Below are 25,421 nucleotides of genomic sequence, written 5' to 3' on the forward strand. Positions count from 1 at the left end.
GATATTGTGAAAAAGTACATTTAAAATAGAGAATACAGTTTAGGTTGATAAGATAAAATTATGAATTTGTATAAATAATCCCTAATTTTCTTTATGAGTCATATTTGATATGTTAAGGAAAAGAGAGCGTTTAATCCAACTAAAATATATGTAGAATGAGGTATTAAATGTTTATTTTTATTATATTAGACGTAATATTACCAATATTAATATTGATGCTAATTGGTGCAATCTTACAAAGAAAGTTCCAATTTAACTTAAAGCAGCTATCTACACTTATTACTTATTGCTTGATGCCAGCGGCTGTATTTGTGAATATATATGATATTAGTATAGAAACAGGCTTGTTGCTCCAGATAATCTACTATTTAATGCTTTACAGTATGAGTGTGATGATAGTAAGTCATTTCATTTCAAAAAGATTAAAGTTAGAAAAAGGAGAAAGTGCAGCTCTAAAAAATAGCATTTCGTTAATGAATTCCGGTAATTATGGATTACCAGTAAGTCAATTGATTTTCAGTCACAATCCAGTGGGGGTTTCCATTCAAATTTTTATCGTTATTTTTCAGAATATTTTAACTTATACGTATGGGATATATAACTTACTATCAGCAACAAAAACAATAGGAAGTATTCTTCAATCATTTCTAAGACTGCCTGTATTTCATGCACTCATATTAGGGGTTCTCTTTCAATCTTTTACAATTCAAATACCTAATTCTATCTTTCTACCTCTTAATCAGCTTGCGAATAGTTTTGTTGCAATAGCACTCATATTACTAGGAGCGCAATTATCCAACATTAAGCTGAATTTTTTCCATCGAGTCATAACATGGGCTTTAATTGGAAGGTTACTGATGGGACCATTATTAGCACTTGCCATGATCTACCTACTAAACATTGGTGGTATTGTTGCACAATCATTATTTATTGCAAGTTCTTTTCCTACTTCAAGAAATACATCAACCATTGCTATGGAGTATCAAATAGAGCCTGAATTACATGCACAAATCGTTTTATTTTCAACACTTTTCAGCATTATTACAGTAACTGTCGTTATTTATTTGTCACATATTTTGTTTTGAATATATGTTTAAAAGCGAATAGATTTGAGGCGGTAAACGATGGACGGAAATCCCATCGATATTAGATGTCGTTTACAATTGTAACATGCTTAATAATCAAGCGGCTTAATTCAAAGAAGGAACCAAAACAAAAAGAACAAACGCCTCTAACAAACGTTTGTCCAAAGTAAATACATAGTTAGATAAGAGGTAGATTATGATTTATATGTACGAGAAATCTTTTGTATAAGTTTAGGAAATATAGATTTTAGTTCCTTCTTCATACGCTTCGTAAACGATGGATCCTTACCTGAAGTTGAAATCGTGACAACATAATCATTATTTCGGATGACACCCGGTGTGTGAAACGATGATTCTGTACCATCACTTACTACGTTAACCCATTGAAAATCATGGGCGGCTTGTTTGACCATCATATTTACATCATGTTGATTTGTAGCCGCATAAATAAGGTGAGCATCTTTAATATCATCATTAGCAAAAGTTTTTTGCTTCCAAGTAACATAAGGAAGTTCCTTCATTTCCTCGCAAATTTCTGGGCTGATAACGGTGACAAAAGCGCCTGTATCTTTTAATCCAGACGCTTTTCGATATGCGATTTTACCTCCACCAATAATTACGACAACTTTTTTATTTAGATAAAACATAAGAGGGTACATGTTATACATACACACATTCCTCCATTCGTTCTAATAATGTTAATTTCATATATGTATCAAATTGTAGGCAGTTACAAGTTGTAACGTGATCATATTTTTTTGTATACAACTTAATTTTTTGAAGCAACAGTCCGGTAAATAGAAGATACGGCATGACATATACATGGGATGCAGTCGATGTTATAGTCTTCAGCTCAGCAGTAAAAGAGGGGGTTCCTTTCGTTAAAAAGGAGCACGAAACTGGCATACCGAGTTTTCGTTCGACAGTTGCTCCGATTTGTTGTAACTCATGTATCGGCTGCGGATCACTACTGCCTCGTCCAACGAGTAAAATACTACTACCTTGCATTGGCATAGCTTCACGTATTCTTTTTACGACAAGTTCCACCATATATGGGTGCGTACTAAAGGGTGATACAACTGAAAATGTTATTTGTGGAAATTTCTTTTGTAGTTTCTTTATCTCAAAAGGAATATCACGTTTATAGTGAGCTGCTGCAAATAATAAAACAGGTACAATCATTATTTCAGTTGCGCCCTCTAGTATCGTTTCTGTAACTGCATCCGAAATAGTAGGTGTTGTTAGTTCTAGAAAAGCTATTTTTTGAATCCTTTCGTTACGTTCCTTCATAACAGATTGAACAAAATGAATGAATTGTTTATTACCTTCTTGCAAGCGGCTCCCGTGTCCAACATATACAATACCTTTCATCATACCACCAAATCTTTCTTCATAATCATGTCTTGTAATTGCTCATCTATATGATGAAATCCGACTTTATTCGCATAGTGTAAAGTTGGAATGTCGGTATACGAGAAGGGGAGAGTAACAATATCGCTAAAGCCAAGTCGTGTTATTTCTGATAAAAATGTATCAATAGAGGCACGCCCATCAAATACAATGCTATCCCATGAGAATTCAGAAAGCATACGAGAATGGACTTCATCAAAACGATGATCAATAGTATACGCATGAGTCATCATGTAGGAGCCAGCACCAATTTTCTCTTGTATAAAAGCAATTCGATTAATGTTTCTGCCTAAATAAACAGTAGTATTGGAAGAGAACTCTGCTTGTTTACTTAGGAGGCCATATTGCATAAGTTTTTCTTGAGTGATAACGTTCATATGTTGTAGTTGCGCCTGTAAAGAACGAATATCTTTTTTGTGTTTGCTACATGATCTCATCAATATTTCTGCACTTTCAGATGAACAAAAAACAAGGCGATTAACGTTGGAAATTTCATTGATTTGTTCAAGTGTTAATGTATATTCTGCTTTTTTGAAGGTAGGAATTTGATATATTTCTGCACCGGATTCTTGTAACTGTTGCATCATTGAACTTGTTTTATTTGTTGAGGATGCAAATAAAACTTTTTTACCATGTAATGGTTTACGTTCTTTCCAAGCGATTTGATCTCGTAAGGAAACGACATCACCAACAATTGTCATGGATGGATTTGAAATATTAGCGTTTTTGACGATAGGAACAATGGTTGAAAGTGTCCCTGTGACAACGCGCTGCTTTCCGGTTGTACCCCATTCAATGACTGCTACTGGCGTATCTTTTTTCTTTCCTGCTTGTAGTAAGTTTTCGCAAATTGTAGGTAAGTTTTTTATACCCATGTAGTAGGCAATTGTGTCGCTATTGTGGGATGAATTATATGTTCCATGATCGGTTAAAGGACCTTTCGCATGCCCAGTTAGTAAAGTGACGCTATTACTGTAGTTACGGTGGGTGAGGGGGATACCTGCATAGCTACTAGCGGCGATGCTAGATGTAATACCTGGTACAATTTCATATGGAATGTTCGCTGCTGCTAAAGTTTCTGCTTCTTCACCAACACGGCCAAAAATAGAGGGATCTCCGCCCTTTAATCGGACAACGATTTTTCCTTCTTTCGCAAATTGAAGGAGTTGGGCGTTAATCATTTCTTGTCGCATAATATGATTCTTTGGCATTTTTCCGCAATAAATAAGTTCACATGTTTCTTTTGTATAACGAAGAAAGGAAGGGTTTAATAAACGGTCATATAAGACAATATCTGCATACTTTAAACAATCAATCGCTTTCTTTGTAATAAGCCCTTCATCACCTGGTCCTGCACCAACTAAATATACATATCCGTTCATCATCGCACCTCATCAATTTTTATTTAAAAGGAAGCCAGAGGAGGCTTCCTTTCGTAAATTACATGTATAAATAAATGTCACCTTCAATAACTTCTACTTCGTACGTTTGAATACAGCCGTCATCAGGTTTTTGAACTTCACCTGTTATTAGTGAGATTTTCCAATCATGCAGTGGACAAAAGACGAATTCTCCAGATACAATTCCTTCTGCTAACGGTCCGTTTTTATGAGGACAACGATTTTCTACAGCTCGAATATCACCATTTGAAAGGCGAAATAGAGCGATAGACAAACCTTTCATTTGTACCTCTTTACCGATTTGAATAGGAAGGTCTTTCGCACGCATAACTTTTATTTTTTCTTTCGTTTGTATCATATAGATCACAGCTCCTTATTTCACAGTTTCTACTTCATACATCGCTTTTAATGACTTCGTTTCTAGCGTTTGTCCCCATGCTTCCGTATATGTGCTACGAGCTGTTTGGAAACGTTCATTTAACGTACTAACCATATTTGTATCTTGTAGTATTTCCTTTATATGATTGAAGCCTAAACGTTCTGTCCAGTAGGCAGTACGCTCTCCGTAAATACCAGTTTCACGATAATATTGCATGTAAGCTGTAGCGATGCGAAGGACATCATCTTCAGTAGGGACAATCATTACAAAATCAGCCTCGCGTACTTCTGTACCACCATTTCCGCCAATATAAAGTTGATATCCATTTTCGACACAAACAACGCCAAAATCTTTCGTCAGTACTTCCGCGCAGTTACGAGGACAACCCGTTACACCCATCTTCATTTTATGTGGTGTATCTACCATTTCTAACGATTGTTCAAGTAACATACCAAGTCCTAATGAATCTTTCGTACCGAAACGGCAGAAGCGAGAACCGACGCACGATTTTACATTACGAAGTGATTTTGAATACGCATATCCGGAAGTCATATGTAAGTCAGCCCATACGTTAGGCAAATCTTGTTTTTTAACACCGTATAAGCCGATTCGGCTCGCACCTGTAATTTTCACAAGTGGAACATCATATTTTTTCGCAACTTCTGCAATTTTCATTAAATCATCTGCTGTTGTAACGCCACCGTACATACGTGGAATAACAGAGAATGTACCATCGTGCTGGATGTTACCATTCATTCTTTCATTAACGTAACGGGATGATCTATCATCTTCATATTCTTCTGGAATCGCCATACGTAAATAATAGTTTAAAGCAGGGCGACATTTTGAACAGCCGTCTTCATGTGCAAAACCAAGAACATTTCGTACTTCTTTTGGAGATTTTAAACCTTTCTCGTGAATGGCAGCTACGACTTCATCACGTGATAAAGTTGTACATCCGCACATACCAGCAGACTGCGCAGAAGCATCAAAAGCATCTCCGAGTGTATGAGATAAAACTTGTTCCACAAGCGGACGACATTTACCACAAGAACCAGCGGCTTTCGTACATCCTTTTACTTCTTCAAAAGTAGTTAGCTCTTGTTCTAAAATGGCATGAACGATTGTACCTTTCGTAACACCATTACATCCACAAATCGTGTCATCCGCACTCATTGTAGCAACATCAAGTTCACTTTCTTCACCAGCTTTGTGAAGAAGGGAAGCGGTTGTATATTCTTGTATGTCTTCTTCTTTCTTTAACATGCTAAAGAGGCGTGTACCATCAGCTGTGTCACCATATAAAACGATACCGACGACTTTATTATCACGAATTAATACTTTTTTATAGGAACGTTTACATTCATCAAAGATTGAAATTGCTTTCGTCTGATCATCTTCATAAATTTGACCAGCAGAGAATAAATCACAACCAGCAACTTTTAATTGCGTACCGACGATACTGCCCGTATATCCATTCGTTTGTAAATTTGTTATATGTTTCGCTAATATTGAGCCTTGTTCATAAAGAGGGGCAACAAGTCCATATGCGATACCATCATGTTCCGCACATTCGCCAACTGCATAAATGGATTCATCATTTGTTAGCATATAGTCATTGACTACAATGCCGCGATTGACAATGAGACCAGCATCTCTTGCTATTTGCGTATTTGGTCGTATTCCGACAGCCATTACGATTAAATCACAACCTACAACTTCACCATCTTCAAATTGAATGCCCTCAACATAGTCTGTACCAATAATTTTTACAGTTTTCTTTTCTATTAGAAACTTCATGCCTTGCGCTTCTAAATCTTCACGCAGAAGAGAAGCTGCTTTCGTATCTAGTTGTTGCTCCATTAAGCTAGGCACTAAATGAACAACATGCACGTCCATTCCTAAGTCAATAAGACCTCTTGCTGCTTCTAAACCAAGTAACCCACCACCAATAACAACGGCCTTATTCTTTTCTTTAGCGGTATCCATCATAAATTGTGTATCTTCAATTGTTCGAAATCCTGTTACACCAGGAAGGGTGGAACCTTCAACTGGTAAAATAAAAGCACTAGAACCTGTTGCTATAATGAGTTTGTCATATGTAACAATACGATTCTTTTCTGTAATAATAATTTTTTCTTCTCTGTTAATACTTTGAACTCTTTCATTCGTATACAAAGTTATTTCGTTTTCTTCATACCACCTGTATTCATTCATAATGATATCTTGCATATTTGTTTTGCCTTGTAAAACATGAGAGAGCATAATGCGGTTGTAGTTTGGATGCGGTTCATCTCCAAAAATAGTAATCTCATATGAATCACTATCATGTTTTAATATTTCTTCCATACAGCGTATGCCCGCCATACCATTTCCGATCATAACTAAACGTTTTTTCATTTTCATTTCCCCTTTTATGTGAAATGTTGAACAAAGGATTATATTTCTATTATAGAAAATCAAAAAAGGGGGAGATGTGATATTTATCACACTTCTATAATGATTCACAAATTGTTAAAATTCGGATTTGTGTGAGGGGGCATGGATATTTTTCGCAAAATGAAAAAGCAGGACATAAGTATTTACACTCATGTCCTGCACTTGATTTATGCTCTCGTAATGGCACGCGGAAATAAAACATTATTTTCTAAATGAATATGCTCAAATAAATCAGACTCTAGCACTTCAAGACGTTGGTAAACAAGTCGATAAGTGCCGCAAGCGCCTTCTGGAGGAGTAAAGTCATTTGTCACTTTACGAAGCTCTTTTATAATATTTCCGGCATGATTGTGTTCATTTTCTAGTTCATCTACTACTTTACGTAACTTTGCATAGTTTTCATCAGTTGGATTTTGTTCAAATTCTAAAATTAATGGAAAATCTTCCGTTTCTTCTTTAATTAAATGCTGTTCTAATTCCATTTTAAGTTCATGAAATAGCTTATGAATTTGAGCTAAATGAGGCTGATTTGCTCCATGAACGCGTAATACTTTCGTCACATATGGACTTAACTGTGGTAACTCTTCATTTAAATAACGATGATGCTTATTAATTACATAATCAATCAATTCACGATAAGAAGCACTTTTCCAATCAATTTCAGATTCATTTAATCGTTTCGTATTATGATAAAGCGTATTTAACTCTGTAATTACTTCGGAAGCCGATAAATTTCTTTCATGAATTGCATCAATAAGTGGCTTATTACCACCACAACAAAAATCTATTCTATATGACTTGAAAAAATCACTAGCTTTCGGAAATTGTGTAACAATCTCACCAACAATTGAAGTTTCAGTAAATGTATGTTTCATATGAATGCCTCCATAAAGTTTAAATGTAATATCTAAATTAAGAATAGCGATAAATGAAAAACCATGTGGTGATTGAAATCACTTATAATGTGTCAATTTTGAGAATAATAAAATGAGTTTTATAAAAGGAAGAGGGAGTGGAGGTAATTAGTCGCAATACTATGTAATAAAAAAAGAAGCTTACTAGAAGCTTCTTTTTTTATTACTATTTTTCACATGCAACTCCATCGCCATCACGATCGAGATGAGAGCTATATCCTGGCTGATCTCTATATAATGGAGCTTTTCCTGCAGCTCTAACTGCAGCGCAATTTTTGTAGTATGTATTACTAGTATTTCCGGAAGCTGGTTGTGTTTGAGCTTGTTGTGCTTTTTTCTGCTCTTCTTGTTTGCGAGCTTGTTCATCAGCCTGGCGTTTTTGCTCTTCTTGTTGTTTGTGAGCTTGTTCATCAGCTAAACGTTTTTGCTCTTCTTGTTGTTTACGAACCTGTTCATCAGCTAGACGTTTTTGTTCTTCTTGTTGTTTACGAGCCTGTTCATCAGCTAGACGTTTTTGTTCTTCTTGTTGTTTACGAGCCTGTTCATCAGCTAGACGTTTTTGCTCCTCTTGTTGTTTACGAGCTTGTTCATCAGCTAGACGTTTTTGCTCTTCGGCTTGGCGTTTTTCATCCTCTTGCTTACGAGCTTGTTCTTCGGCTTGACGCTTCTCATCTTCTTGTTTTTGAGTTTTTTCGTCCGCTTCTTTCTTTTCTAGTTCTTTTTTCTGCTCGTTCTCTTTTTGTTCTGCATTGTTAGAAGCAACTTTTTTACTAGTTGCTGTCGTCTTTTCAGAAGAAGGAGCTGAAATACTTAATAATGCAACAAAAATGACAAATAAAATAGCAGTGATAATAAATTGTTTTTTTGCTACACCTGTCTTTTTAATTACAGATAAGATTGCTAGCACAAGGAAGAAAACAAATAAAACAAAACTTAAAATAGAAAAGAATTCAACAATTGGATTATTAGAAGTCTCAGCACTAGTTATTATTAATACAATCGAAATCATAAAAAGAATAACGGCAGGACGACCATATTGTGTTGCTTTTCCATTTTTCTTAAAGAATGAAATGATACATAAAATTAAAAGAATAAAAGCAATAAAAAATAAAGCTGCACCAATATTACTCAAAATCGCCATTTTTATACCTCCATTTGTAAGATTTTCACTATTGATTATATAGGAACTTATTGGTAATTACACGTTTTATATAAATTTAGAAAATTAGTATTTTTAATAGACTTATAAACATTTATTTTGTATATGAGGAAAAAATAGATGTATTCCCTATTACATTTTTAAAGAGAATTCATAAAGTATAATATATCGATTGAAAGGAGGGGGTTTAAATGGAATTTCAATTATTGGTAACTTGTATATTACAAGAAGGTAATGCTTTCTTTTTAGTAACGAAAGTAGACGATGTTATTACGTTAAAAGTACCGATTACTGCGGGAGTAGCAGGTTTGTTCTTAGCTTTAGGTGTACCAAGATGTTCGTAATTTAAATCTCTACAGTAGAAAGAGGAGGACAAGCCTCTTTCTACTAGTACATAATAATTTTATGTAAACTGAAATTATGTTTTATTAATAGCACATTTAAAATGGACATGCATATACTATAATGTTTTTTAAGTTATGAAAATTAAAGAGGTGCTATTATATATGAAAAGAAGAACATTTGATATTCCAGTTACATTGCGAAGAGAGTGGTTTTTAATAGAATTAGCCCATTTAACGAAAAAATATGGAATTGAAATTGCAACTAGTAAAATGGAAGCTGCACCGTTTTTAAGAGATCAAGTTACGGAATCGGAAATAGGGTCAGGGCTCCAATATGATAAATATGATGATGAGTATATCATTGATTTATAAGAAAGAAGCTGCGTATAAAAGGTTATGGTATAAACCTTTTATACGCAGCTTTTTAGTTAGAAATATGTTGAGAAATTTTTAATGAGTTTAATAGGAAAAGGAATGAATACATGTTGAGAGAATAACGTTTCATAAGAAAGGACAGTTACTATTTTTTTATCTAAAAAATAAGTAAGAAATAACTAGAGTAAAAATAGTACTTCCTTTCAAAAAAGGGGGAATGTTAATGAGGATTTTGAAAAGGTGTATGTTATTACTTCTCGCATTTTTTATTATGACTCCGATGGCAGTTAGTACGAAGGTAGAGGCGGAGGAAGTAAAAGAAATTAAAACGGGATTTCCAGATAAAGAAGTAGCTACACCTGGAGAATGGTTTTTAGGTCAAAAACCTGCAAATTATGATGAGAATAAACCTCCAATTCTTTTTGTACAAGGAAGGAATGGGAATGCCGATAGTTGGTATGGAAAGACAGTGTATCACGATATAAATGATATGTATGACTATGCTTTGAAAGCGGGCTATCAAACAGTATTTATACAATTATATGATGCTGCTGGAAAAGGATCAGCTAGTCAGTGGGACAACGGAAAATTATTAGCACAAAAATTAGAAGAAATATATAATCATTTCGGTAAAAAAGTTAATATTGTAGCACATAGTAAAGGTGGTATTGATACACAGGCTGCGTTAGTAGGATATGGTGCAAATCGTTTTGTCGGAAATGTTATTACGCTTGCGACGCCACATCATGGATCAAACTTGGCGGATTTATCATATAGTTGGTGGGCAGGATGGCTTGCTTCTATATTAGGTCAAAAAGATGATGGTAGGTACTCATTACAAATGGGGGAAATGGCGAAATTTCGTTCAACGATTGATAATAATCCAGCAGCTAAATTAAACCGTTACTATACGGCTACCGGGACTAGCTGGGGACCAGTATTTTCTGCTTTATCTATGGGCGGGTTCTATTTGTCATCATACGGTTCAAATGATGGATTAGTAAATGAGTGGAGTGCTAAGTTACCGTATGGAACGCATTTATTTACAGATTCCAGATTTGATCATGATAATATACGAAAAGGATCAGCTGTTTTCGCGCGAATTGAACCATATTTACGGACAGCAAATGTAGCCGTACCAGCTTTAGTAGCATCCAGCACTAGTTCAAATGAAAATATAGAACAATTAAATACAACTTCAAATCAAAATATTTTAGGCGGAGAATTGCCACAAAATCAGTGGATAGAGCAAACTGTTGCGGTTGATAAAAAAGCTGAAGGAATCGTTTCTATATTAACGGCTTCTTCTGATGTAGAAGTACAAATGATATCTCCAAAAGGAAAAATGTATACAAATAAAGATAGCGTTATAACTGCTGGTGAAGGTGAATCTTTCTTTAATGGTGCGACAATTAGAACATTTAAATTTGATAAAATGGATGTAGGAGAATGGAAAGTTAAAATGATGGCGAAGCAGTCGAAAGATGCATATTTAATTGTAAGCGATTACTATAGTGGTGCGCCATTTGTTCTCCAAATGCCTACAAAAGTTAAAGTGAATAAATCTGAGTATAAACTGAAAAAATCACCTGTGGCGCCTGAAATGAAAGGGGATCTTTCCATAACAGTAAGAGTAGTTAATAAAGAAGGAAAGCTAGTCTCTGAATATAATGAATTACAAAATGTTAATAATACTACATTTACTGGTGCTTTAAAGGACATAAAGCAACCAGGAGTATACAACGTTACGATGGATATAAAAGGGATGAATAAAGAAGGACAACCATACAATCGTACAATTGTTAAGTCGGTTTATGTGGAGAAGTAAGAAAGAATGAGATGTTGTTAATATAAAAAGTACCGAACTTTTGCAGTAGAAGAGTTCGGTACTTTTTTCATGTTTATCCGGCCTTAACGGGGAGTAAAATCCCCACTGAATATAGGTTCACTTTATTAGAGTAACAGAAAAGCATAATGGGAATCAAAAGAACAGTATTCAATAAAAAAAGATGCTGAAATAGCATCTAAATGTGAAGATGATTATTAACTTAGTTTTATAACTGTTAATTCAACTGCATTGATACCATTATCACAAGTTATAATACTTTGACGATTAAAACCACTATTATTTTTCAGGTGAAGGGTTGCGTTAGCTGGTACTGTAACAATCGTTTCGCCTGCAAGTTGAAGGCATTCGTCATTTGATGAAGTATTCATTTGAAAAGCAAAGTCACCTTGACTATTAGCAAGTGGATTATTATTTAAAAATATAGTCATGACTGGTATATGTGGAAATACGGGATTTAAAGTAGTGTTTATAGTAGAAATAAAAGAAACTCTATAATCACCAGCTTGACTAAAATGTATAGTAGTAGGATTTAGTAAGGAAACTCCTCCTGCTATAGGGCCAACGTGATTAAATGGAAAAGGATCTCCAAAAGGAACAGTTATAAACTCTGTTTGCCAAAAAGTGCCGTATGCCGGACAGCTTTTTTTACAGGAACTAGAAGAGGAATTGCATGAGCATTTTTTATATGAGCTAGAAGAAGATTTACATGAACATTTTTTATTGGAGTTTGAAGAATGATAGTACGAACCCAATATATTACCTCCTATTATGAATGAAGTGTATACTCATAGTATTTTATGCCTGTCTTATATAAAAGGTGATAGATTTGGAGTATAAAGTGCTAATACGATGAAATATAGTAATAGAATAGAAGCTGTAACCATTTTTGAAGAAAAAAAGTTAATGATTTGATAAAAATACAAGTGGAATATCTTGGGGGATTGAAGTGGAGCGGGAACGCATATTTTACTTTCACATGTAAAAATAAAACCAGTAGTCTCAGTTGCAATGATGTGATCGTTTAAGCGAATGCCTGCCTTTTAAAATGTTTGTATATTAGAGTTTATGGTTGTTTGCCTTTATCCCGCTTTAATGGGTAGTAAGACCCCCACCTCAAAATGCAGCGAAAGCAAAGAAGTTAGGTGGGGGTCGGGCTGCCCATAAAAGTCCGATTGGTGAGGGCTGATTAAAGTTTCACTTTATTTACGTAGTGGGGCAGGAAGAAGACGAAAAGTATCGAATGAATGTACATATGTAGCATTGTTTGCTTTTGGTGTGAATAGTAGTAAAAGATACGTTGAAATATTTTAAACGGTAACAAAAGAGCGATTAAATAATAGAGGGAGCAACTTACATGGAAAATATATTAAAGGTATCTTCAAAATCAAAACCAAATTCAGTGGCAGGTGCAATTGCAGGTGTACTAAGAACAAGTGGTAATGTAGAAATTCAAGCGATTGGGGCAGGTTCTTTAAATCAGGCAATTAAAGCAATTGCGATCGCAAGAGGGTTTGTTGCTCCAAGTGGTATTGACTTAGCCTTTGTTCCAGCGTTTCAAGAGGTTACTATTAATGATCAAGAAAGAACGGCGATTAAATTAATTATTGGTCCTAGAAAGAAAAGGTAACTGCAGTAATTCAGTATTGAAATGATATTTAATATAACAAACAAAAAGTGTCACAAATGCTTATAACTTACGCATTTGTGACACTTTTTTTGTTTTATTTAAAATGAAATGGATAACCTTAAAACTGCTCATTCTTCTCCCAAGATTCCACAATATAATGTGCAATCGTTGGATTGAATCCTTTCCCAACTAAAAACATAATCGCCGCAACTTCTGTTAAAGCGTGTTTGTGCGATGTATGTTTTGCTTCATTTAAACCGTAATCTACCCAAGGTTTTACGAAATCTAGTACAGGTTTCTTTAAAGGTAAAAACTGTGTACCGACAACTTGTTGAATTTGTTGTTGTGTTGGTTCTGTAATTGGTCCAGGCGGTAAGATTTGAGGCTGTGTGATATCAAATGTTGGTCCTGGTGGTAAGATTTGCGGTTGTGTAATATCAAGTGTTGGTCCCGGTGGTAAAATTTGTGGTTGTGTCGGATCAATTGTTTGTGGTGCCGGTGGTGAAACACGCGCGCCATAGTTTGGTTGATACATTTGCGGCTGGTATTGCGGGTGTTGCGGCTGAGTTGCGTATGGATTTTGTTGATATTGTTGTTCTTGATTTTGTGGTGTTGCATATGGATTTTGTTGATATTGTTGCTCTTGATTTTGCGGTGCTGCATATGGGTTTTGAGGGTAATCATAATTTGGACGTGCGTCGTATGCGTTTTGATCATATTGTTGCTCTTGATTTTGCGGTGTTTCGTATGGATTTTGTTGAAATTGTTGTTCTTGTTCCCCATATTCCTCATATTGTTCTTCATACCGTTGGTCCTGTTGCTGAGGGTAAAATGGTTGTTGTGGATAAGGCGGTTGATTATTATAGAACATATTTATTCCTCCTTCATGATGATGCTTACCACTCAGTGTATGGGCGGACAAGAAAATATGTGATGAAAAAATGCGGGCGTGTTACAATAAGTAACTGGGTGAAGATAAAATGACAAAACAAGAAAAGATTCAAAAAACAATTACTTTTGTAAAACATATTTTAGAAAAAGATGCGAGTGGGCATGATTGGTATCATATTGAACGCGTACATAAACTGGCGATTTCTTTATCCGAGCAAGAAGGAGGAAATCGTTTTATAATTGAAATGGCAGCATTACTTCATGATGTGGCAGATGAGAAGTTAAATGAAAGTGAAGAAGCAGGAATGAAAAAAGTTTCTGATTGGTTAGAAGAATTAGATGTGGAAGAAGAGGAAAGTAAACATGTTCTTCATATCATTGCCAATATGTCTTATAAAGGTGGTCATGGCGGTAAAGTGGAGTCACTTGAAGGGAAGCTTGTTCAAGATGCGGATCGCTTAGACGCACTTGGAGCAATTGGAATAGCTCGCACATTTGCGTATGGTGGAGCGAAAGGGAGATTAATGTACGATCCAACTATTCCTCCGCGTGAAGTGATGACGAAAGATGAATATAGAAAAAATAACGATCCATCTTTAAATCATTTTTATGAAAAACTTTTGAAACTAAAAGACTTAATGAATACGAACGCAGCAAAACAAGAGGCTGAAGTTCGTCATCGTTATATGGAACAGTTTATTGAACAATTTATGAAAGAGTGGAATGCACAAATATGAAAATGTTAACTGTGGAAAACTTATCGAAATCATACGGAGAAAAACCGTTATTTGATGGATTATCATGTAGTATTACAGAAGGACAACGTGTTGGAATAATTGGTGTAAACGGTACTGGTAAATCGACATTATTAAAAATTATTGCAGGGTTAGAAATTCCTGATACAGGTGATATGACGCATTCACGTGGGTATACAATTAGTTATTTATCACAGCAACCAGAGTTTGATGAAAAACTAACAGTATTAGAGCAAGTGTTCCATGGTGATACACCTTTAATTCGTCTTCTTCGTGATTATGAACAATCGTTATTAAATATCGAAAAAGATCCAAGTAATGAAAAAGTACAGGAACAATTATTTGCAGTGCAGCAACGTATGGATGCGATGAGTGCATGGGAAGCAAATGCGAATGCAAAATCGTTATTAACGAAATTAGGAATTACTGATTTCACAGCAACTGTTGGAAACCTATCTGGTGGACAAAAAAAGCGTATTGCGATGGCGCAATGTTTTATTGAAACACCTGATTTATTAATTTTGGATGAGCCTACGAATCATCTTGACCATGAGACAGTGGAATGGTTGGAAGAATATTTAGCAAGATATAATGGTGCCGTATTACTTGTAACCCATGATCGTTATTTCTTAGATCGTGTGACGAATCGTATTTTTGAATTAGACAATGGTAAACTATATAGTTACGAAGGAAACTATAGTACATTTTTAGAAGCGAAAGCACTTCGTGAAGAACAAGAAATTGCGCAAGAATCAAAACGTCAAAACTTATACCGTCGCGAACTAGCATGGATTCGACGTGGTGCAAAAGCTCGTTCGACAAAGCAAAAAGCACGTATTCAACGATTTGATGAGTTAAAAGGTCAAGAAGGACCAGCTGCAAAACAGTCAGTTGATATTGCGCTTAGCGGGAGTCGTCTTGGCAAAAAAGTACTTGAGTTAAAAGATGTAACGAAAAAATTCGGTGATAAAACAGTATTACACAACTTTAATCATATAGTGAAGCCGGGCGATCGTATTGGGATTATCGGAGCGAATGGAAGCGGGAAATCTTCTCTTTTAAATATGCTTGCAGGTAAGCTATCTCCTGATAGTGGTGAAGTTGAAGTAGGACAAACTGTAAAAGTTGCTTATTATACGCAAGAAAATGAAGAGATGAATTTAAATCAGCGTATGATTGAATACATTAAAGAGATTGCAGAAGTTATTCATACGACAGATGGAAAAGTAATTGGTGCATCTCAAATGTTAGAACGTTTCTTATTCCCGACGCATTCACATGGTACACCGCTTGGTAAACTATCTGGTGGTGAAAGAAGACGCTTATTTTTATTACGTATTTTAATGGGAGAACCAAACGTACTATTACTGGATGAACCTACGAATGATTTAGATACACAAACATTAACAGTACTGGAAGATTATTTAGAAGATTTCCCAGGTGTCGTTTTAACTGTATCGCATGACCGTTACTTCTTAGATAAAGTAGTAGATGAATTGTTCATCTTTAGTGGTGGAGGCGAAGTGCGTGAATTCCTAGGTAGTTATACGGACTTTTTAGAAATGGAAAAGACGAAAGAACTGATTGAGAAGGCTGAAGTTCAAAAAGAGAAAAAAGTGGTAGAAGAAGCTCCGAAACAACAACGTAAACGTAAACTTTCATACAATGAGCAGCGTGAATGGGAAACAATTGAAGATACAATTGCCGAACTAGAAGAGAAAATTGAGTCAATTGGAGAAGAACTTGCGAAAGTTGGATCTGACTTCACAAAGGCACAAGAATTATCTGAAGCACAGCAGAAAACAGAAGAAGAGCTAGAAAAAACGATGGAAAGATGGAGCGAACTATCAGACATCGTTGAAGGATTAAAATAAAAACAAGCTGCATATATTGAAAAGTAAAGAGAAAAACTTTACACTATTGGTAGAACCTATTTTAGGAGGGAAAAAATGAGAACATCTAATCCAATGTTGAAAAAAGAGGCATTCCGTAAAGAGGGAGCAAGTGCTTCTGCGATGACGATTGGCGGAACAGTAGGCAAAACGTTTATTATGCTTATCTTGCTACTTGCAACGTCTGTCTATTCATACATACAGATGATAGAGGGTACGATGAAAATGCCAGTTTTAATTGGCTCTTTAATCGTTGCGGCAATCATCGCATTTGCGTCTATGTTCTTCCCGCGTATTTCACCTTTTGGTGCACCAATCTATGCGGCGGTAGAAGGGGTTGTATTAGGTAGTATTTCAGCTGTTTATACAATGAAGTTTGGCGATTCTATCGTTTTAAATGCTGTATTACTAACAATCTCAATTCTATTTGCAATGTTAGTGTTATATGCAACGCGCGTAGTAAAGGTAACGGATAAATTCCGTACAGGCGTGATGGCAGCGACACTTGGAATTATGGTTATGTACTTAGTCGTATTTCTACTAAACATGTTTGGTGTAACGGTTCCGTACATTCACCAAGGTGGTACAATCGGCATTATTATTAGTGCAGTTGTAATCGTAGTTGCTGCATTAAACTTATTACTAGATTTCGATTTAATCGAAAATGGTGTACGTAGTCAAGCTCCGAAATATATGGAGTGGTACACTGCAATGGGACTAATGTTTACATTAGTTTGGTTATACTTAGAAATTCTTCGTTTTGTTTCTTACTTTACGAAAAATGACTAATAAAAAAATCCTGCATGAAAAATGCAGGATTTTTTTATTTTCAAAGGTAGAGTGAAATTTTAATCAGTGAGGCTTATACTGCCTGTTAATGCAGGTTAATTTCATAAATGGTATAATATGGTTGTAGGTAACTCGAATTGAAGGGGGATGGAATATGATGAAAGAGAAGAAAGGGATTATGAAAAAACTATTTTCTAAAAGTTTTTTCATAGAACTAGAAGATGCTTTAACGTATCCATCATCAGAAGTTATTACTTCAGCAAATAGAGGGATATGCGGCTGAATGCAATGAAAGTCTAAAATTTGAGAGTAAAGTTAAACCGATTACTTTTTACTTAGAAAATGTAATGTACAGCGTTGAAATAAAGATGGCTCGCGGTGGATATTACATATCCCCCACTGATTATTAGTTGAACCAATCGGACTTTTATGGGCAGTTGATCCCCCACCTAAATTCTTTGCTTTCGCTGAATTTTGAGGTGGGGGTCTTACTGCCCATTAAAGCGGGATAAATTTTGAAACTTTACATGTTTTAAATATGTAAGGTTTCTTTTTTGTTTATATCAGATATAAAAATAATATTTTTACTATAAAAAATATTATTTTACGCTTTTTACCCTTCAAACATTTTTCTTTACAATGAAGAAAAATATATGAGGTGGTATAACTTATGATGAATCGAGTTGTATTAATCGGTAGATTGACAAAGGAGCCAGAATTATACTACACGAAGCAAGGCGTCGCGTATGCACGAGTATGTGTTGCGGTGAATAGAGGTTTTCGAAATAGTTTAGGTGAGCAACAAGTAGATTTTATTAATTGTGTCGTTTGGAGAAAATCGGCTGAGAATGTAACTGAATATTGTAAGAAGGGGTCACTTGTTGGAATTACTGGACGTATTCATACGAGGAATTACGAGGATGATCAAGGAAAGAGAATATATATAACGGAAGTTCTGATTGAGAGCATTACATTTTTGGAGAGAAGGCGGGAGGGGGCACCACAATAAGAGGAGAAGAGTATAAAAAATTAAGAGGGCTTAGTAGTATAGCCCTCTATCACTTTTGATTTATACCTTCCCAAACAACATCTAATTGTTGATTGAGTATATTTTTCGCGTTTATTTCATTAGCATGTAATAGTGAATGGGACATTAATGTATAAAAATAAGTACTCATAATTGTAGAGGTGATAATATGTATATCCCATTTACTGTTTAATTTTCCTGTCTCTTTCGCCTCTGCAATAATGGAAGACAAACCTTCGTGTAGCTGTAGTATACTTTTTAATTCATTTTCTACTAAGAAGTTAGACTTTATAATTTCAAAGACGGCATGCTTCATTAAATCACCATGTCCAGTAAAGCGGTCCAGTAAGTCACCTAGAACAAGTTTGATTCTTTCTTTTGGATGTTCCACATTTTCATATGCTTTTAAACTGTCATTCCATAGCTCAATTTGAGAATCCCCTAAAAATAATAATATGTTTTCTTTTTTCGGAAAGTAGTTGAAGAAAGTTCCTTTTGCAATCCCGCATGCAGTAGTAATATCTTGAACCGTTACATTTTCGTACCCGCGTTCTTGGAAGAGTTGTACTGCTTTTAGGAATATAAGTTCTTTTAATTCTTTTTTTCTCGTTTCTCTAAGCATTTTATCTACTCCTAACACAAACAATTATATCTATTTAATAGATAATCTCAAATAAAATCTTACTTCATAATTAAGTTAATTGTTTTATAAAGTTTCATACAATTGAAAGAAGGATAGAGAGAATTCCGTTCAGGCTTTTCGTTGGAGTTTGTCATAAATGAAAACTGTATAGTTCATGTGCTTGTCTATCAGAAACCCATTTTGGAACATGTTTCATTGTTTGGTTTCTTATTATAATTAAAGGCTTACTTTCTATTTGCGCCATTTTTCCAACTTCCCAAGCAGTATTTGAGATGTTTTCAATTCTATCTCGTCTTTTTTGTTCGTATTCTATGAATGCTTGACGATAATGGGCATTATTCTTAATACATTCAGCCAAAATAATCGCATCTTCAATTGCCTGACAAGCTCCTTGACCTAAATTAGGAGTAAGTGCATGAGCTGCATCCCCAATAAATACGATGCGCTTTTCAAAAAACTGTTTCATTGGTGTAATGTCCACAATGTCACGATGAATCTTAGTAACGTCCGATGCATTATTTAAAATAGTTGGGATGGGGTTGTGGTAAGTTTTGAAATGATGATATAAATCTGCTGTTGTGTAAGCTTTGTATTTTGGATCTCTAGCTTTAGCGTTTATGAGCGCATACCAGTATACTTCGTTGTTAGGAAGAGGGACGATACCAAATCTACCGTTTGTTCCCCAAGTTTCAATAAAATCGTTTGTTAAAGAAAGGTTATTAGTAGGAGTTACGCCGCGCCAACATGTATATCCTGCATAACGGTAATTATCGTTTTGTGTTACTTGTTTTCGAACGACAGAATGAATACCATCAGCAGCAATCAGTATATTACCGACTGCTTCACTACCATCTTGAAATACTATTTTTAAGGCGTCTTCTTCATTTTGTTCTATTTTTAAACATTCTTTTCCCCATTCGACAGTATCTTTTTGTAGTTCAGAAAGTAGTAATTGATGTAAATCTTTTCTATGAATAGAGTACATTTTTGGATAACAAGCTGGAATAATCAATTTATTGAAAATGGTTCCTTTTTCGGATACAAGCTTAAAGCCGTCACTTTCGTTGCCGAATTTTTTAATTCTGTCAGAAATTCCGTATGGTTCAAGTGCTTGCATTGCATTTGGAGCAATGATAATACCTGCACCAGCAACAGTAGGTTCAGTATTTTTGTCATATACTTTTACTTCTATTCCTATTTTTTGTAAGGAAATTGCTGCACATAGTCCAGCAATACCGCCACCAATAATTATGACATTATTCATTTGTTATCACTCCACCTTTGAATGACTTCGATCATAAAATGACTATGGTCATTTTATGAATTAAGGTTAATCCCTTTTTATGTAATTGTCAATTATACTTTTAACTATAGTTATGGAACGATTAGGTGAAAATAGAATGAATGGAACTTCTAAAAAATGTAGAAAAGGAATTAGCAAAATTAAGCGTCCGAGTAGGAGTCTAGAGTGATAACGTGTTACAATACAGCTAAGAACATGCAATAAAGGAGAGTTTTTTACGTGAAGATTAAAGCAATTGAACCAACGCCAAGTCCAAATACAATGAAAGTTATTTTGAATGAAGTATTACCATCAGGAGCGCGTAATAATTATACAAATGAAAATAAAGAACAAGCACCAATGCAAGTGCAAGAAATTTTGAAAATTGAAGGCATTAAAGGTGTATATCATGTAGCCGACTTTTTAGCAGTGGAGCGAAATGCGAAGTATGACTGGAAAGTTTTATTACAACAAGTTCGTGCTGTTTTCGGTGAAGAGGTAGTAGAAGAAAGTGAAGCACAACAACTTGCTCATTTTGGGGAAGTGAAAGTGTTTGTTCAAATGTTCTTTACAATTCCAATGCAAGTAAAGTTAACAGATGGAACAACAGAAGAGCGTGTTGGCTTACCTGATCGTTTTAAAGAATCAATTATGAAAGTGCAAATGTCTGCACCAAACGTCGTAAAAGAACGTAAATGGGTGGAACAAAGTACACGTTACGGTAATTTTGAAGAAATCGGGAAAGAAGTAGTGGAAGAGATTGTTGCTGCTTATTCAGAGGAACGTGTAAATGAAACGGTTAAAGAATTATTAAACCAGGCAGGTGCTGTTGAAGTAACGATTCAAAAGCGTGAGCCATATAAAGTAACAGAAGAGATGATGAAAGATGCTGACTGGAAAAACCGTTTTGCAGCATTAGAACAAATGGATCCTACTGAAGAAGATATGCCAGTGTTGAAGATGGCGTTAGATGATGAAAAAGTTTCGATCCGCCGTTTAGCAACAGCGTATTTAGGTATGGTAAAAGGTGATGGAGTATTACCGTTATTATATAAAGCGTTATTAGATCGTTCAGTAAGTGTTCGCCGTACAGCGGGCGATTGCTTATCAGATGTAGGTGATCCAGCAGCGATGTTCGTTATGATTAAATCTCTGAAAGATTCAAGTAAATTAGTACGCTGGCGTGCAGCGATGTTCTTATTTGAACTTGGAGATGAAAGTGCGATTCCTGCATTAAAAGCAGCGCAAGATGATCCAGAGTTTGAAGTGGCGATGCAAGCGCGTCTAGCATTAGAGCGTATTGAAGGCGGAGAAGAAGCAAAAGGTTCTGTATGGAAACAAATGACGGAGTCTCGTAAAGGAGAATAATGTATGATTGTTTTCTATGATAGTTGGTGTCCGATGTGTACGGCGGTTGCAGAACGTACGAAAAAACTAGATAAAAAGGGTAAAATGAATTTTGTTTCATTTCGAGATGAAGATGTAGTTGAGAAGTATGAACTTTCTCAAGAACTACAAAGTAAGATGGAACAAAGATTGTATATTTTAAAAAATAATAAGTGGTATGACGGAATTCATAGCATACATGTATTAGCAAAGGCCGTTCCATCTTACTGGTTTGCCGTTCCTTTTATAAAACTGTCTATCTTACTCGGATTTGGAAGTAAAGTATACGATTATATCGCTAACAATAGAAAACTTGTCCCAGTTGGACATTGCCGTGAAGGGGTTTGTGAAATCCCTACAAAAAAATGAAATCATCGTAATCTTTCTTTTGCACCTAGTAATAGAGCGTGATATGATGAATTTGGAATGAAAGTTGAAGGAGAGATTACAAGATGTCAAATGCTTATGAAGAATACATGCGCCAAATGGTAATTCCAATGCGCCAAGAATTAGTGCGTTCTGGATTTGAAGAGTTAACTACAGAAGAAGCTGTAACAGAATTTATGGAAAACACGGCAGGTACAACTTTAGTAGTTGTAAACTCTGTTTGTGGTTGTGCAGCTGGTTTAGCACGTCCATCAGCAGGTCAAGCAGTTGTTCGTGCTGAAAAACAACCTGACCATCTTGTAACTGTATTCGCAGGCCAAGATAAAGATGCTACTGCAAAAATGCGTGAATACTTCGGAGAAATTCCTCCATCTTCACCATCTATGGCATTGTTAAAAGGAAAAGAAGTTGTTCACTTCATTCACCGTCATGAAATTGAAGGTGCAACTATGGATGAAATTATTACGAACTTAGAACAAGCTTTCGAAAAGAATTGCTAAAGAAGGGGGAGAGTAAATCTCCCTCTTTTCTTTATATAGAGGTGAAAAAATGATCGTAACAACAGCAGGAAGAACGAACAAAGAAATGACAGATTATGCAAACAAGGTAGCAGCAGAATTAAATGTTTCTTTTGTTAAACGTAATGACATACCAGTACAAAAACTACATGAGCAGTATAAGCAAGATATACTTGTTGTAGGGAAAAACCGATTAGCAATTTATCCAAGAGGAACGGAAGAGTCGTTTTTCTTTCATCCAAACTCAGCGATGTTTCGTGTGAAAAGGTTAATGCGCGGAGAACACGATCCGTTTGTACAAGCCACGCAATTAGAGAGTGGAATGACAGTGTTAGATTGTACGCTCGGTATGGCATCAGATAGTATTGTAGCTAGTTATATTGTTGGTGAAAGCGGAAAAGTAACGGGACTTGAAGGCAATGAATATATGGCTTATATTATGGAAAATGGTTTAAAAACATGGTCTTCATCTGTTTCTGAAATTGATGAGGCAATGCAACGAATCGATGTGAAGCAAACGGAGCATTTCGCATTTTTAAAACAATGTGAAGATAATAGTTATGACGTCGTGTACCTTGATCCAATGTTTGAAGAAACTGTGATAGAATCAGATGGAATAAAAGGATTAAAACACTTTGCTTTGTATCATGATATTACTGACGAAACAATTGCGGAAGCGAAGCGTGTGGCAAGAAAGCGTGTCGTTTTGAAAGATCATTTCCGTAGTTCTAGATTTGAAAAACATAATTTTCACGTATACAAAAGAAAAAGTGCTAAGTTTCACTTTGGTGTAATTGACCCTTGCTAATTGTTTGAAAAGATGTATAATAAGCAATAATTAATTAAATATACTGTCTGTGATGAAGAGAGTAGTCTTTTTTAGAAGGAAAGCGAGCTAGGGATGGTGTGAGCCTAGTGCGGAAGGAAAAGATGAAGCGCATTTCGGAGATGCTTCTTGAACGAATAGTAGAGAAAGCCGAGGCCCCCTGTCCTCGTTATAAACGGGAAAGTGGTTCGTAATGAACAACAAGGGTGGTACCACGGGTTTAAACTCGTCTCTTTTTTAGAGACGAGTTTTTTGTGTTTTAAAAAATAAGGAGGTTGTAGTATGGAGTATAAAACGCATTTTGCAAAAAGTTTATCCAATATTTTCACGAATGAATTAACGCAAAAGCAAATTTTAGATTTAATTGAAACACCGAAACAAGATGAATTTGGAGATGCGGCATTTCCATGTTTTTCACTTGCGAAGCAATATAAAAAATCACCAGCTCTTATCGCAAAGGAAGTTGCAGAGAAAATACATGATCCGTTCTTTACGAAAATAGAGGCTGTTGGTCCTTATGTAAATGTATTTTTTAATCGTGAAACTGTAAGTGATGAAGTATTAAAAACGATTTTAGCGGAGAAAGAAGAGTACGGTCAAAATCACTTTGGCTGTGAAAAGACTGTAGTTATCGATTATTCCTCTCCTAATATCGCGAAACCTTTTTCAATGGGGCATTTACGTTCTACAATGATTGGAAATTCACTAAAACATATTGCTGAAAAGTGTGGTTATGAAGTTGTAGGAATTAATTATATTGGGGATTGGGGAACGCAGTTTGGAAAGTTAATTACCGCCTATAAAAAATGGGGAAATGAAGCAGTAGTTAAAGAGGATCCAATACGTGAATTATTTAAGTTATACGTTCAATTCCATGAAGAGGTAAAAGACGACGAAGAACTAGAAGAAGAAGGGCGTGCTTGGTTTAAGAAATTAGAAGAAGGTGATGAAGAAGCTGTTGAGCTTTGGAATTGGTTCCGTCATGAATCCTTAAAAGAATTTTCTCGTATTTATGAACTTCTCGGTGTTGAATTTACTAATTTTCAAGGAGAAGCTTTTTATAATAATTTAATGGAAGATTTTATTGAGATTTTAGAAGAACATGATTTGCTTGAAGAGTCAGAAGGCGCGTTAGTCGTTAATTTAGAAGAAGAGGGAATGCCGCCTTGCTTAATTAGAAAATCCGATGGTGCAACGATTTACGCAACACGTGACTTAACGGCAGCGTTATATCGTCAAAACACATATGCATTTGATAAAGCACTTTATGTAGTTGGCCCGGAACAAAGTTTACACTTCAATCAATTTTTCACTGTATTAAAAAAGCTTGGCTACAATTGGGTTGATGGCATGGAACATGTACCGTTTGGGTTCATTTTAAAAGACGGTAAGAAAATGTCGACACGTAAAGGAAGAGTTATTTTACTTGAAGAAGTACTTGAGGAAGCAATAGACCTTGCAAAACAAAGTATTGAAGAGAAAAATCCGAACCTAAAACAGAAAGAAGAAGTAGCGAAGCAAGTCGGCGCTGGTGCAGTTATTTTCCATGATTTGAAAAATGAGCGTATGCATAATATCGAATTCTCATTAGAAAATATGCTGAAATTTGAAGGTGAAACAGGGCCGTACGTACAATACACACATGCACGTGCTTGCTCTATTTTAAGAAAAGAAAGTGTAGAATTTGAAACGTGTACGTTTGCATTAAAAGATGATCATAGCTGGAGTGTCGTAAAATTACTGAATAAGTTCCCACAAGTAATTGAAGTTGCCTTCAATAAAAATGAGCCATCAATCATTTCGAAATACGTATTAGATGTAGCACAATCGTTTAATAAATATTACGGTAATGTTCGTATATTAGAAGAGAGCGAAGAGAAAGACAGCAGACTTGCATTAGTGTATGCTGTGACAGTTGTATTAAAAGAGGGATTACGTTTACTTGGGGTAGAGGCACCTGAGGAGATGTAAAATAAATAGGTATACGTATCATAGTAGATATGTATGCCTATTTATTTTTATAGAAAATGTGAAAGCAGAAGTT

At 35.4% G+C, this 25,421-nt stretch carries 25 protein-coding genes, 1 pseudogene and 1 other annotated feature; of the genes and pseudogenes, 15 read left to right on the forward strand and 11 right to left on the reverse strand.

Annotation, left to right across the window (positions count from 1 at the left end):
- Positions 1-167: 167 nt before the first annotated feature.
- Positions 168-1,085, forward strand: coding sequence for an AEC family transporter (locus PDL00_RS08450; protein WP_270728430.1), 918 nt, complete (start codon positions 168-170; stop codon positions 1,083-1,085).
- A 194-nt stretch (positions 1,086-1,279) separates the two neighbouring features.
- Here PDL00_RS08450 and PDL00_RS08455 read toward each other — a convergent pair whose 3' ends face one another.
- The 7 genes from PDL00_RS08455 to PDL00_RS08485 form a co-directional block, all read right to left on the reverse strand.
- Complete coding sequence (locus tag PDL00_RS08455; protein ID WP_242257131.1) at positions 1,280-1,753, reverse strand: precorrin-2 dehydrogenase; 474 nt, start codon at positions 1,751-1,753, stop codon at positions 1,280-1,282.
- Positions 1,746-2,456, reverse strand: a complete 711-nt coding sequence (locus PDL00_RS08460) for a sirohydrochlorin chelatase (RefSeq protein WP_270728437.1) — start codon at positions 2,454-2,456, stop codon at positions 1,746-1,748. Before PDL00_RS08460 ends, PDL00_RS08455 begins: the two co-directional genes overlap by 8 nt.
- On the reverse strand, positions 2,456-3,877 hold the full coding sequence (locus PDL00_RS08465; RefSeq protein WP_270728441.1) for a uroporphyrin-III C-methyltransferase: 1,422 nt from the start codon (positions 3,875-3,877) through the stop codon (positions 2,456-2,458). Before PDL00_RS08465 ends, PDL00_RS08460 begins: the two co-directional genes overlap by 1 nt.
- Before the next feature lie 58 nt (positions 3,878-3,935).
- The gene (nirD, locus tag PDL00_RS08470) at positions 3,936-4,253 is read right to left on the reverse strand and encodes a nitrite reductase small subunit NirD (protein ID WP_242257134.1); all 318 of its coding nucleotides are present in this window, start codon (positions 4,251-4,253) and stop codon (positions 3,936-3,938) included.
- Positions 4,254-4,268: 15 nt separating this feature from the next.
- Positions 4,269-6,674: an NADPH-nitrite reductase large subunit gene (gene nirB, locus PDL00_RS08475; RefSeq protein WP_270728445.1), complete on the reverse strand. Its 2,406-nt coding sequence runs from the start codon at positions 6,672-6,674 to the stop codon at positions 4,269-4,271.
- A gap of 206 nt (positions 6,675-6,880) precedes the next feature.
- Entirely contained in the window at positions 6,881-7,588 is a 708-nt protein-coding gene (gene ric, locus PDL00_RS08480) for an iron-sulfur cluster repair di-iron protein (RefSeq protein ID WP_242257136.1), read from the reverse strand.
- Positions 7,589-7,793: 205 nt separating this feature from the next.
- Complete coding sequence (locus PDL00_RS08485; protein ID WP_270728448.1) at positions 7,794-8,768, reverse strand: excalibur calcium-binding domain-containing protein; 975 nt, start codon at positions 8,766-8,768, stop codon at positions 7,794-7,796.
- A gap of 209 nt (positions 8,769-8,977) precedes the next feature.
- On the opposite strand from PDL00_RS08485, the gene exsG reads away from it, so the two are divergent.
- The 3 genes from exsG (at position 8,978) to PDL00_RS08500 (ending at position 11,333) form a co-directional block, all read left to right on the forward strand.
- Complete coding sequence (gene exsG, locus PDL00_RS08490; protein ID WP_000395678.1) at positions 8,978-9,130, forward strand: exosporium protein ExsG; 153 nt, start codon at positions 8,978-8,980, stop codon at positions 9,128-9,130.
- A 162-nt stretch (positions 9,131-9,292) separates the two neighbouring features.
- Complete coding sequence (locus PDL00_RS08495; protein WP_270728451.1) at positions 9,293-9,502, forward strand: hypothetical protein; 210 nt, start codon at positions 9,293-9,295, stop codon at positions 9,500-9,502.
- Positions 9,503-9,749: 247 nt separating this feature from the next.
- Positions 9,750-11,333 carry an esterase/lipase family protein gene (locus PDL00_RS08500; protein ID WP_442868321.1) on the forward strand — a complete coding sequence of 528 codons (1,584 nt, stop codon included), beginning with the start codon at positions 9,750-9,752 and terminating at the stop codon, positions 11,331-11,333.
- A gap of 215 nt (positions 11,334-11,548) precedes the next feature.
- Here PDL00_RS08500 and PDL00_RS08505 read toward each other — a convergent pair whose 3' ends face one another.
- Positions 11,549-12,106, reverse strand: coding sequence for a preprotein translocase (locus tag PDL00_RS08505; RefSeq protein ID WP_270728458.1), 558 nt, complete (start codon positions 12,104-12,106; stop codon positions 11,549-11,551).
- A gap of 602 nt (positions 12,107-12,708) precedes the next feature.
- Between PDL00_RS08505 and spoVS the strand changes: the two genes are divergently transcribed.
- Entirely contained in the window at positions 12,709-12,981 is a 273-nt protein-coding gene (gene spoVS, locus PDL00_RS08510; RefSeq protein ID WP_061678591.1) for a stage V sporulation protein SpoVS, read from the forward strand.
- A 118-nt stretch (positions 12,982-13,099) separates the two neighbouring features.
- Here spoVS and PDL00_RS08515 read toward each other — a convergent pair whose 3' ends face one another.
- Complete coding sequence (locus PDL00_RS08515) at positions 13,100-13,852, reverse strand: hypothetical protein (RefSeq protein WP_270728462.1); 753 nt, start codon at positions 13,850-13,852, stop codon at positions 13,100-13,102.
- 109 nt (positions 13,853-13,961) lie between these two features.
- On the opposite strand from PDL00_RS08515, the gene PDL00_RS08520 reads away from it, so the two are divergent.
- The 5 genes and pseudogenes from PDL00_RS08520 (at position 13,962) to PDL00_RS08540 (ending at position 18,317) form a co-directional block, all read left to right on the forward strand.
- Entirely contained in the window at positions 13,962-14,609 is a 648-nt protein-coding gene (locus PDL00_RS08520) for an HD domain-containing protein (RefSeq protein ID WP_270728465.1), read from the forward strand.
- Positions 14,606-16,501: an ABC-F family ATP-binding cassette domain-containing protein gene (locus PDL00_RS08525; RefSeq protein WP_270728469.1), complete on the forward strand. Its 1,896-nt coding sequence runs from the start codon at positions 14,606-14,608 to the stop codon at positions 16,499-16,501. Before PDL00_RS08520 ends, PDL00_RS08525 begins: the two co-directional genes overlap by 4 nt.
- A 75-nt stretch (positions 16,502-16,576) precedes the next feature.
- Complete coding sequence (locus tag PDL00_RS08530; protein WP_270728470.1) at positions 16,577-17,308, forward strand: Bax inhibitor-1/YccA family protein; 732 nt, start codon at positions 16,577-16,579, stop codon at positions 17,306-17,308.
- Between the two features lie 154 nt (positions 17,309-17,462).
- Positions 17,463-17,718 (forward strand): annotated as a pseudogene (locus PDL00_RS08535) (DUF4318 domain-containing protein).
- Between the two features lie 260 nt (positions 17,719-17,978).
- Positions 17,979-18,317, forward strand: a complete 339-nt coding sequence (locus PDL00_RS08540; protein WP_242255466.1) for a single-stranded DNA-binding protein — start codon at positions 17,979-17,981, stop codon at positions 18,315-18,317.
- Between the two features lie 49 nt (positions 18,318-18,366).
- On the opposite strand, the gene PDL00_RS08545 is transcribed toward PDL00_RS08540, so the two are convergent.
- Positions 18,367-18,957: a TetR/AcrR family transcriptional regulator gene (locus PDL00_RS08545; RefSeq protein WP_242255467.1), complete on the reverse strand. Its 591-nt coding sequence runs from the start codon at positions 18,955-18,957 to the stop codon at positions 18,367-18,369.
- 151 nt (positions 18,958-19,108) lie between these two features.
- Entirely contained in the window at positions 19,109-20,242 is a 1,134-nt protein-coding gene (locus PDL00_RS08550) for an FAD-dependent monooxygenase (RefSeq protein WP_270728476.1), read from the reverse strand.
- 258 nt (positions 20,243-20,500) lie between these two features.
- Here PDL00_RS08550 and PDL00_RS08555 point away from each other — a divergent pair, with 258 nt between their 5' ends.
- The 5 genes from PDL00_RS08555 (at position 20,501) to argS (ending at position 25,348) form a co-directional block, all read left to right on the forward strand.
- Entirely contained in the window at positions 20,501-21,628 is a 1,128-nt protein-coding gene (locus PDL00_RS08555; protein ID WP_270728480.1) for a conserved virulence factor C family protein, read from the forward strand.
- A 3-nt stretch (positions 21,629-21,631) separates the two neighbouring features.
- On the forward strand, positions 21,632-22,015 hold the full coding sequence (locus PDL00_RS08560) for a thiol-disulfide oxidoreductase DCC family protein (RefSeq protein ID WP_270728483.1): 384 nt from the start codon (positions 21,632-21,634) through the stop codon (positions 22,013-22,015).
- 83 nt (positions 22,016-22,098) lie between these two features.
- On the forward strand, positions 22,099-22,533 hold the full coding sequence (locus PDL00_RS08565; protein ID WP_000063705.1) for a BrxA/BrxB family bacilliredoxin: 435 nt from the start codon (positions 22,099-22,101) through the stop codon (positions 22,531-22,533).
- A 49-nt stretch (positions 22,534-22,582) separates the two neighbouring features.
- Positions 22,583-23,359: a class I SAM-dependent methyltransferase gene (locus tag PDL00_RS08570; RefSeq protein ID WP_270728486.1), complete on the forward strand. Its 777-nt coding sequence runs from the start codon at positions 22,583-22,585 to the stop codon at positions 23,357-23,359.
- Between the two features lie 40 nt (positions 23,360-23,399).
- Positions 23,400-23,614: a binding site (T-box leader), on the forward strand.
- Positions 23,615-23,659: 45 nt separating this feature from the next.
- Positions 23,660-25,348, forward strand: a complete 1,689-nt coding sequence (gene argS / locus PDL00_RS08575) for an arginine--tRNA ligase (protein ID WP_270728490.1) — start codon at positions 23,660-23,662, stop codon at positions 25,346-25,348.
- Positions 25,349-25,421: the final 73 nt, after the last annotated feature.

It is taken from the genome of Bacillus cereus group sp. TH152-1LC (assembly GCF_027710505.1).
In the GTDB taxonomy this organism is placed as follows: domain Bacteria; phylum Bacillota; class Bacilli; order Bacillales; family Bacillaceae_G; genus Bacillus_A; species Bacillus_A mobilis.